At 71.4% G+C, this 9,406-nt stretch carries 7 protein-coding genes and 1 pseudogene; 4 read left to right on the plus strand and 4 right to left on the minus strand.

Annotation, left to right across the window (positions count from 1 at the left end):
• Positions 1-233: pseudogene (locus D471_RS32775) on the minus strand (EamA family transporter); the annotation flags it as partial.
• 156 nt (positions 234-389) lie between these two features.
• Between D471_RS32775 and D471_RS0103110 the strand changes: the two are divergent.
• Positions 390-1,004: a TetR/AcrR family transcriptional regulator gene (locus D471_RS0103110; RefSeq protein ID WP_017597274.1), complete on the plus strand. Its 615-nt coding sequence runs from the start codon at positions 390-392 to the stop codon at positions 1,002-1,004.
• On the opposite strand, the gene D471_RS0103115 is transcribed toward D471_RS0103110, so the two are convergent.
• The gene (locus D471_RS0103115; protein ID WP_026127354.1) at positions 995-1,879 is read right to left on the minus strand and encodes a sulfotransferase family protein; all 885 of its coding nucleotides are present in this window, start codon (positions 1,877-1,879) and stop codon (positions 995-997) included. The genes D471_RS0103110 and D471_RS0103115 overlap by 10 nt on opposite strands.
• 166 nt (positions 1,880-2,045) lie before the next feature.
• Between D471_RS0103115 and D471_RS0103120 the strand changes: the two genes are divergently transcribed.
• Positions 2,046-2,852, plus strand: a complete 807-nt coding sequence (locus D471_RS0103120) for an SIR2 family NAD-dependent protein deacylase (protein ID WP_017597276.1) — start codon at positions 2,046-2,048, stop codon at positions 2,850-2,852.
• On the opposite strand, the gene D471_RS0103125 is transcribed toward D471_RS0103120, so the two are convergent.
• Positions 2,806-6,177, minus strand: coding sequence for an NACHT domain-containing protein (locus D471_RS0103125; protein WP_017597277.1), 3,372 nt, complete (start codon positions 6,175-6,177; stop codon positions 2,806-2,808). The genes D471_RS0103120 and D471_RS0103125 overlap by 47 nt on opposite strands.
• Before the next feature lie 124 nt (positions 6,178-6,301).
• The gene (locus D471_RS0103130) at positions 6,302-6,976 is read right to left on the minus strand and encodes a uracil-DNA glycosylase (RefSeq protein WP_026127355.1); all 675 of its coding nucleotides are present in this window, start codon (positions 6,974-6,976) and stop codon (positions 6,302-6,304) included.
• 627 nt (positions 6,977-7,603) lie between these two features.
• On the opposite strand from D471_RS0103130, the gene D471_RS32780 reads away from it, so the two are divergent.
• On the plus strand, positions 7,604-8,311 hold the full coding sequence (locus D471_RS32780) for a tRNA-dependent cyclodipeptide synthase (protein WP_017597280.1): 708 nt from the start codon (positions 7,604-7,606) through the stop codon (positions 8,309-8,311).
• On the plus strand, positions 8,311-9,406 hold a 1,096-nt coding region (locus tag D471_RS0103145; RefSeq protein WP_017597281.1), incomplete at its 3' end, for a cytochrome P450. The genes D471_RS32780 and D471_RS0103145, both read left to right, overlap by 1 nt.

The raw sequence follows: 9,406 nt of genomic DNA on the forward strand, positions 1-9,406 counted from the left end.
CCCGCCGGGACCCCGAGTTCCGCGGCGGCGAACACCCCGTACAGGAAGCCGGCCTGGGCCAGGGCGCCCAGTACGGCCTGCACCGCCAGGTGCCGGCGTGACAGCCGTTCCCCGCGCCAGAGGCACCAGGCCGCCAGTGGGACGGCGACGATGACGAAGCGCCAGGCCAGCAGTGTGGTCGCGGGCGCGTGGGGGGTGCCCAACTCGGCGCCGACGAAACCGGAGCTCCACATCACGACGAGTCCGGCGGCGAGCGGGAACGGTGGCGGTGAGCGCGGCACGGCGACCTCCTCCGGGACCTCTCAGGGGTGTCTCCGCGAGGTAACCACACCGGTGGGTATACTCGCGATGCAGAGTGACCCGAGCCACGGAGCCGAAGGAGTACCCCCATGACCGTGACCGCGACCAAGCCGCTCACCCCCGCGGCGCGCAGGATCCTCGCCGTCGCGAGCGAGCTGTTCTACTCACGCGGGATCAACACGGTCGGCATGGAGCTGGTCGCGGAACGGGCCAGCGTGACCAAGAAGACCATCTACGACCGGTTCGGTTCCAAACGGGAGCTCGTCGTCGCCTATCTGCGCGCCCGTGACGAGCGCTGGCGCGCCTACCTCACCGATTACCTGACCGGGGCGCACACGCCGCACGCCCGCGTCATCGCCACGTTCGACGCCCTGCACTCGTGGATGGGCAGGGAGAACCCGCGCGGTTGCGCGATGGTCAACGCCTACACCGAGCTGGCCGACCCCGAGCACCCCGGTAGGGCGGTGGCCGAGGGACAGAAGCGCTGGCTACGCGATCTGCTCACCGGGTTCGTCGCGCAGGCGGGAGCGGACGACCCCGCCGCGCTCGCCGAGTCCCTCGCCATGCTGCACGAGGGAGCGGTCGTGGCGCGCAGCGTCCTCGGCGAGACCAACGCGGCCCTGACGGCGCGCGCCGCCGCGGAGACCCTCATGAGCGCCCACGGGATCGCCGGAGACGTCCCCCGGCAGAACGGTCAGAGGTAGCCGAGGCGGGACAGCTCGACGGCGGCGACCTCGTTGACGTCCCCGTGCTCGTCGCGGGAGAGCCGGTCGCGCCACCGGCCCACGTTCCAGGCGCGCGTGTCCATCAGCTCAGTGGCCGACACGCGCGCGCCGGTGAACGCGCGCAGCCGCCGCGCGGTCGCCACCTCCCCGCCCCGGACGTCCTCGTAGCGCACCGTCATGAGCTGGTCCTCGCCGATCGCCTGGCGCAGCCGCGCGTGCATCCGCACGGCGCCCCGCCAGCGCATCGCGCACTTGACCGCGTCGGAACCGTCCCGGAACGCCTCCAGGTCCGACTCCTCCTCCAACCCGAAGAAGTCGTTGGGAAACTCGTGGTCGGCCGACATCAGACCGGGCTTGAGCCAGGCGAGGGCGCGCTCGTCGTCGAGCATGCCCGCGACGACGTCCCGGCCGTCCCTGATGACCTGCACGAACAGGGCGTCGGGAAAGGCCACGTGCAGGGCCTTCGCGCAGAACAGCAGGTCGGGGCTGGCATCGCCGTACCGCTGGGCGTCGGCACTGTGCTCACAGGGCTCGGCCGAGGCGTTGGCGGGCACGCGCGCGTACGGGCCGGGGCACCGGGGGCAGGTCAGGGGGGTGAGCTGCCACGCCTCGGCGTAGGCCTCGCGCAGCAGGCTCGCCGTTCCCGACACCTTCTCCTGGGCGAGGGAGGGCCGTCGGGCGACGGCGTGGACGGCGTTGAGCACCCCGGAGGACCCCGCTCCGATGTGGAATCCCGGGGCACGCGCGAGGGCGAGGGCGATCTCGGGGACACCGGAGTGGGGCGCGCCCAGAACGAACACGGGGCGCCGCACCGTGGTCCGGTTGACCACGAGGATGTAGGACGGCTGCTTCATGGCTGTGTCGATTTTCGCACCCTTCGCCCGCATCGTGTGCATCGGCAGGGTATTCCACCTGTGCGTCCCACACGTTCCTCGAGGCTACGGAGTTCTGGTGCCCATCGTGGAGCCCCGAGGGCAACGCCGGAGGCAAGAAGTCTCAACGTCGCTGCAACAATGGAGTATGGCCTCCACCACCACCGACACCACACCGCTGGCCGATCCCGAGGGGTTCGAGCAGGCCGCCGACCTGCTGGCCGCCGCCTCGCGCGTCACCGTGCTCACGGGTGCGGGCGTGTCCACGGACTCGGGCATCCCCGACTATCGGGGCCCGAACGGCCTGTGGACCAAGGATCCGGCCGCGGAGGCCATGGCCGACTTCGACAGCTACATGGGCGATGTCGACGTGCGCCGGCAGGTGTGGCTGCGGCGCCGGGCGCACCGGATCTGGGAGGCCGAGCCCAACGCCGCGCACCGGGCCTTCGCCGCGCTGGAGGCCACCGGCAGGCTCCGGGCGCTCATCACCCAGAACATCGACGGACTGCACCAGAGCGGCGGGATGCCCGCCGACCGGGTCATCGAGGTGCACGGGACCATGCTGTGGGTCGTGTGCATGAGCTGCGGCCTGCGCACCCCGAGCCCGGACGTCCTGGCGCGGCTGGACGAGGAGTCCGACCCCCGGTGCCTGGAGTGCGGCGGCATCCAGAAGTCGGACACGATCTCCTTCGGGCAGCGGCTGGACCCGGAGGTCGTCGAGGCGGCGGCCCGGGCCGCCCGCGAGTGCGACGTGTTCCTGGCGGTGGGTACCTCCCTGACCGTGCACCCGGTGGCCGGGCTGTGCGACGTGGCGATGATGGCCAGGGCCGGTCTCGTCGTCGTCAACGCCGAGCCGACCCCCTACGACGACTTCGCCAGCGCCGTCCTGCGCGACCCCATCGGCACGGTCATCCCCGCTCTCGTGCGCCGTGTCGTGGAGGCTGCGCGGAGTTGAGGCCGACCTCGTCCGCCGGGATCCGCTGAGGGGTGTTCTGCCCCGGGCCGTCGCTCCCTCCGGGCGGCGGCTGCTCGGCGCGCCGGGCAGCCCGTTTCGCCCCGTCGCCCCCGTGCTTGTTCTTGGCGACCTTGCGTTCCTTCCTGGTGCGCTTCGGCTCCTGTGGGCTGGTCTCGGGCTTCGGCCCGGCGGTGTCGGCGGTCCCGCCGACTTCGGCGGGATTCGCGTCCTCGACCAGCGCGCGGACCCTGGCCAGATCCGTGTCGGACACGTGGGGAGCCAGGGCCCGCAGGACCGGCTCCACCGACTCCGCGCACAGCCGGGGACCGGTCACGACGGACCGCACACCGTTGAGGAAGTCGTTCAGGACGCGCGGCAGGACCATGTGCAGGTCGGAGTCGCCGGGCGTGTGGGCCAGGTCCTCCACCGCCTGGGTGAGCACCAGCAGTTCGCGACGGCCCAGGGCGTTCGTGAGCAGCAGCCGTCGGTAGGTGGTGAGGCGTTTGCCGGGGTCGACCGTCGCGGGTTCGAAGCGCAGCCGCATGACCTCGTGCATCTCGGACCAGGGACCCTCGTCGTCCGGCCCCCGGAACCAGGTGCCGAGGTCGGTCGAGACGTGTCGCAGGTACGGCAGCGACCCGAGCGTGAACCGCGCCGCCGTGCCGTTGACCCGCATCGCCGCCGACCGCAGGAGGCGCGACGTGACCGAGTCGAAGGGCACGGTGACGCCGTAGGGGTCGACGACGTCGACACGGAAGTCTTCGCCCACCCGCAGCTCGAACCCCACGCACTCGCCCACGTCCACGGGGGAGCCGTCCTCCACGCCGATCACCGTGCGCACCCCCTCCTCGCCCCAGCCGTCGAGGTGGCGTACCCGCAGGGTCGACAGGATGCTGAACCACTCCGCGCCGGGCAGGGTCCGCCACAGGGTGGTGCTGTGTTGCAGGGCCTGGTCGGGTTCGGCTGCGTCGGGGAACAACTCGCGGGCGTCCACGGGGTCCTCGCGCACGAGACACAGCAGGATGACCAGGTTGCTGGTGTAGTTGGCCTCGCGCTGGGTCAGCGGAAGCCGCACGGGCTCGTACTCGGTGTGGGAGCGGTTGGGGGCAGGGAAGGGGGCCTCCTGGAACAGCTCGACGAGGAGTGCCCCGTACTCGGCGCGCAGCTCCGGGTCCTCGGCCAGGCGGTGTTCGACCAGTTCCCGGAGGAAGTCCACGACCCGGTCGCGGCCCCCGTAGCTGGCGAAGGACGACAGGGCGTACAGCTCCCCGTCGTCGGGGCGCGCGCCCCGGCCCCGACGGCGGGAGGAGCGTGCCCGTGACTCCGCCGCCTCCTCCAACGCGGCGACCACCGCCCGGGCCACCAGGTACTCGCCGAACGTCGAGTGCAGGAACTCGAACACGCTCGCCCGACCTTCCGCGGCCCTGGCCCGTGACTCGTGGACGAAGAAGAACCGCCCCAGCACCTGGGCGGCCGGGGCGATCGCGCCGTGCAGGTCGGTGTCGGAGGGGCGAACGGCCGCGTCCGGCATGAGCACGGCCAGGTCCCGGTCCAGCTCGGCGGCGCTCACGCTCTGCCTGCGGCGGGTGAACATCGCCAGGGCGGCGACCTCCAGCCGCCGGAGTTCGTCCTCCACGGCCTCCTCGAAGTCCTCCGGGCTCAGCCCGGACCGGTGCTTGTCCACCTCACGGCGCGCGAACATCCGCAGCAGGCGTTCGTACAGCTCCGTGTTGGACAGGGCCTTGGAGGCGTGCTGGAGCGCGTTGCCGTCGGCGTCGTAGATGAGCAGCATCAGCAGCAGCAACGGCTGCTCGGCCAACTCGCGGTACCGGGTCAGGGTCTTCGGGGCGAGCGGTTCCAGGCCGGACTCGGTGAGGGAACGGGCGTTGGCGCGGTTCCACACGTCCAGCATCCGGGCGATCCGCGCGTCGTCGAACGGTTCCAGGCGCATCACCACGGTGCCGTTGGGGAAGCGGGCGCGGTCGGCCACCACGGTGCGGCTGGTGACGATCACCGCCACCGGCTGACCCATCGCCTCCTGCTGGTGCTGGAACTCCTGGACCCGCTCCAGGTAGTCGGAGCGGTCCACACCGGTCGCCTGGAGGAGTTCGTCGAACCCGTCGAGGATCACCACGGGCAGCGCACCGTCGGCGGAGTCGGCCAGCTCCCGCCAGGACACCCGGGTGTGCAACGTGGCGGCCAGGCCCTCCTCGATCTGCACGTGGATGGGTGCGTTGGGTTGGACCGAGCGCAGCTCCACCCGGACCGGGAGGAAGTCGGAGGCGGGCAGGCGGGCCGCGAGCATCTCGGTGAACTTGGACTTGCCCGAACCGGGGTGGCCCAGAATGACGGTGGGGAACCCGGTCGCGAAGGGATGGACGAGGTGGGCGGCGATGACTGGTTGGAGGTCGTCGATCACCGGCAGCCGTTCCCACCACTCCTCGCCGGAGGGGTTGCCGCTGTGTACCGCGCGCGCCGCCCGGGCGCGCGGCGCGATGTAGGCGTCCTCCAGCGAGGGCAGGACGAGGCCGGGCGGAGCGTCGTCCGAACGCAGCACGGGCTGGCGCAGGACCGCCTGGTACCCGGCGGCGAGCTCCCGGCGCCGCGTGTCCACGTCCCGGTGGGAGCCGATCTCCTCCAACCGCCGCCGCAGGTCGCTCAGCCCCGTGCCGAGGGTCGCGCGGGTGCGGTCGTGTTCGTGGAGGTGCGCCCACATCCCGAACTCGGGGACCTCGGCGGACAGGCGTCGGTAGGACTCCGCGTACCGCTGGGCGGCGCGCTCGGGAACGAGCTCGCGCAACTGTTCGACCAGGGGGTGGGCCTCGGAGGTGACGCCGTGTTCCTCGGCGACGGTCAGCGCGGTCAGCGCGGTCGTGAAGTCCTTGATGAGGAGGTCCGAGGAGACGAGGGGCGCCGGACCCGTGTCCAGGGACAGCGAGGGGACGGCCGATTCACGTCCGAGGGCGCGGTTCACCAGCTCGGCCTGCTCGGCCTTGGTGATCTTCAGGTCGGCGAGGGTGAAGGGGGCGTCCAGCTCCTCCAGGGACTCCTCCAGAGCCTCGAAGAAGGACACCACCGTCAGGATCTGGTGCGCCGCCTCGATCCGCTCCGTCCGCGACATCCGACTCCGCCCCCGGAGCTTGTCGCCGATGCCCTCGATCGCCTGACGCCCCCGGCTCACCAGTTCGCCGCGCAGACCGAACAGGTCCGGTACCCCCACCAGTCCCAGGCCGCCGTCGGTCAGCTTCTCCGCCAGGTCCAGGACCTGCGAGTCGTTCTCGCCGAGCACCTTCAGGGCGTCGGAGTAGGTGAGCTGTCTGGCCAAGGGGGTACCGCCTCTCTCACTGGGGGAGGACACGACCGGACCCGGTGCCGTGCCGGTCACCGGGTCCGCAGGTCAGTGGGGGTCGAGGGTGGGCGCGTTCTCGTTCTCGCGATCGTGTGACGCCTTAGGGCAGCTGCCAGTTCACCGGCTCGGCGCCCTGCTCCCGGAGCATCTCGTTGGTCCGGCTGAACGGCTTGGAGCCGAAGAAGCCGTTGCGGGCCGACAGCGGGCTCGGGTGAGCGGACTCCACGCACGGCACGCCCGGCATCATCGGCCGAAGGTTGCGCGCGTCCCGGCCCCACAGGATGGCCACCAGCGGCTTGCCTCGCTCGGCCAGCGCCCGGATGGCCTGTTCGGTCACGGCCTCCCAGCCCTTGCCGCGGTGCGACCCGGCCTTGCCCGGCGCGACCGTGAGCACCCTGTTGAGCAGCAGCACGCCCTGCTCGGTCCACGGCGTGAGGTCGCCGTTGGACGGCATGGGAGTCCCGACGTCCTCCTGCATCTCCTTGTAGATGTTGCGCAGACTCGCGGGCAGACGCACGTCCGGGGCCACGGAGAAGCTCAACCCCACCGGGTTGCCCGGAGTGGGGTAGGGGTCCTGGCCGACGATGAGCACGCGCACGTCGTCGAACGGCTGCTGGAAGGCGCGCAGGACGTGTTCCCCGGCGGGGAGGTAGGTCCGGCCCTCCGCGACCTCCTGGCGCAGGAAGTCACCCATCGCGGCGATCTGCGGAGCGACCGGCTCCAGGGCCTTCGCCCAACCGCTGTCCATGATTTCGTTCAGATCCCTACTCGGCATGGCCAGAACACTAGCGGCAGACAGCGACAACCACGGCCGCTTCGGGCGATTCGGAGCCCGCCCCGGGGCGGGCTCCGACGAACGGTCAAGGGGGCCGGGATGGTTGACCACATCCGGCCACGAGGTGCTCACACAGCGATACGGGCGATAACTTGGGGTCGTTGTCGCCACACCGGGAGCACGGGGCTCCACAGGGACTAGCGGCATCACGAGGTGAATCACACGTGCGCGTCCGCCGCCTGGGGCTGCACGTCCCCGAACCCGCGGATCCACAGCCGTTCCGGCAGCACCCGCCCTCCCCGCGCGGCGTGCCCCCCTCCGTCTAGGAGCCCGACACCGGACACGCGTCGCCGTCCGTGACGCCGTTCTCCGGTGCCCGCTCCCGAATCCACCGCGCATTCCCTCTCCACGCCGTCGAGGCATTCCGGCCACCCCCCTTGTTCGGCGGCGTGCGGCCACGGGAACCCCGTGTCCGTGTGCGCGGTGTCCCCAGCACGGCCCGTCCGCCATCGCGGGCCGGCCGTCGCGCCCTGAGCACGTCGCCCCGCGCCCACGTTCGCGTTCGCGGCGTCGTGCCCCTCGCCATGGTCACCACCGGCCGAAAGCGCGAAAGCAGGAGGCGCCACCATGGGACCCGCCGTCCCCACGATCACCGTGGCCGAATTCGAGGCCATTCCCTTCACCGTCAACTGCTCCGTCGTCTATGACGAAGGAGAACACCTCCTCGTCGGGGCGAGCCCGGGAAACGGGTACTTCACCCGCGACCGCGTCGCCGCGCTCCTCACCTGGGCACGGCGCCGGTTCGACTCGGTCGACGTCGTCTACGCCGACCGGGAGGTCGACACGATGCTCGTCGCCCTCGGGTACTCCCCGGATCGGGCGCGCCGACGCGCCAACAAGGACATCCGCGCCCTTCACAGACGCATCCTCCAGGGGATCGAGCTCTCCGGCTCCGACGCGCGCTGCACGGCCCTCTCGGAGTTCGAGGGCGATCCCACCTACGTGTCCCTGCGCTCCGACGTCGAGAGGGCCATGCTGGACGACCCGGAGTTCACGGGGGTCTGCGAACGCACGATCCGACGATTCCTCCTTCCCCGAAGCGGCGGCACGGAACCCACCGCGGAGCAGGTGGACGCGGGAATGCGTTATCTGGCCCGCGAGCTGCCGTTCTTCCTCGATACTCCGGCCATTCTCGGTGTCGGTTCCTCGGTGAGTTGCTACCACGTCGAAATGCCGCTGACCGAACTCCTCCTCACCCGGGAGCACGGCCTGCGCGCCGTCGCGTCCCAGGCCTACGCCACCGTCCGACCGTTGCCCGACCAGGGAGTCCGCTGATGACCATCGACCTCACCTTCCCTCTGTCCCGGGACGGGAGGACCGTGCCCGTGGAGTGCTCATGGCTGCGCGAGCACCGGCCCGTCGCCCGGGTCCGCACGATGACCGGGGACCCCGCCTGGCTCGTGAGCACCCACGCGCTGGCCACCGCCGTGTTGGAGGACGAGCGGTTCAGCCTCAAGGAGACCTCGCGGCCCGGGGTGCCGCGGCAGTACGCGCTGACCATCCCGCCCGAGGTCGTCGACAACATGGGCAACATCAACAGCGCCGGGCTCAGGAGCGCGGTGATGCGGTCCCTGCGACCCACCGAGACGCTGGCCGGATGGATGCTCGCCGAGGCGCACGCGCTCATCAACGCCCTCGTCAGCCAGGGGCCGCCCGCGGATCTGCGTGACGGCTTCACCGAACCCTTCTCCGCGGCCCTGCACTGCAAGATCGTCGGTGTGCCCGTCGGGGACTGGCGGAGGCTGATGCAGGGTATCGACGTCGCGTTCCTGACCAGCCCGTCTCCATTCGAGGGCGCCGGGGCCAACTGGAACAAGGACCACGGCTACATGCTCGACCGGCTGCGCTCCGGCCCCCGGTCCGGGCTGCTCGGCGGGTTCGCCGAACTGCGCGCCACCGAGGACGTCGACGACGAGCTGCTGGCCACGGTCGCCGTCTCGCTGTTCGGCGCCGGCGCGGTGAGCACCTCGGCCTTCCTCCTTCACGCGATCCTCGCCCTCGCCGAGCGCCCCGAACTGGTCCGGCGCCTGCACGAGGAGCCCGGGGACGTGCCGCGGGCCGTGGACGAAATCATGCGCTACAACCTGTCCATCGGTGACGCCCTGCCCCGGATCGCCACCGAGGACGTGTGGCTCGACGACACCCTGGTCCGGACGGGCGAGCTCGTGCTCGTCCTGGTGGAGGGCGCCAACCACGACCCGGCCGTGTTCGACCGTCCGGAAGTGATCGACATCGACCGGGAGAAGAACCCGCACCTGGCCTTCGGCGGCGGGCGGCACTACTGCCCGGCGTCCGCGCTGGGCCGCGCCCACGCCGAGGCCGCGCTGACGGCACTGGTCGCCCGGCTGCCGGAGCTGCGGTTGGCGGTGC

This window comes from Nocardiopsis lucentensis DSM 44048 (genome assembly GCF_000341125.1).
Classification (GTDB): domain Bacteria; phylum Actinomycetota; class Actinomycetes; order Streptosporangiales; family Streptosporangiaceae; genus Nocardiopsis; species Nocardiopsis lucentensis.

What these genes read in the sequence shown, in the direction of transcription:
- D471_RS0103110 (WP_017597274.1), top strand. Translation starts at nt 390, where the DNA reads ATGACCGTGACCGCGACCAAGCCGCTCACCCCCGCGGCGCGCAGGATC.
- D471_RS0103115 (WP_026127354.1), bottom strand. Translation starts at nt 1,879, where the DNA reads ATGAAGCAGCCGTCCTACATCCTCGTGGTCAACCGGACCACGGTGCGG.
- D471_RS0103120 (WP_017597276.1), top strand. Translation starts at nt 2,046, where the DNA reads ATGGCCTCCACCACCACCGACACCACACCGCTGGCCGATCCCGAGGGG.
- D471_RS0103130 (WP_026127355.1), bottom strand. Translation starts at nt 6,976, where the DNA reads ATGCCGAGTAGGGATCTGAACGAAATCATGGACAGCGGTTGGGCGAAG.
- D471_RS32780 (WP_017597280.1), top strand. Translation starts at nt 7,604, where the DNA reads ATGGGACCCGCCGTCCCCACGATCACCGTGGCCGAATTCGAGGCCATT.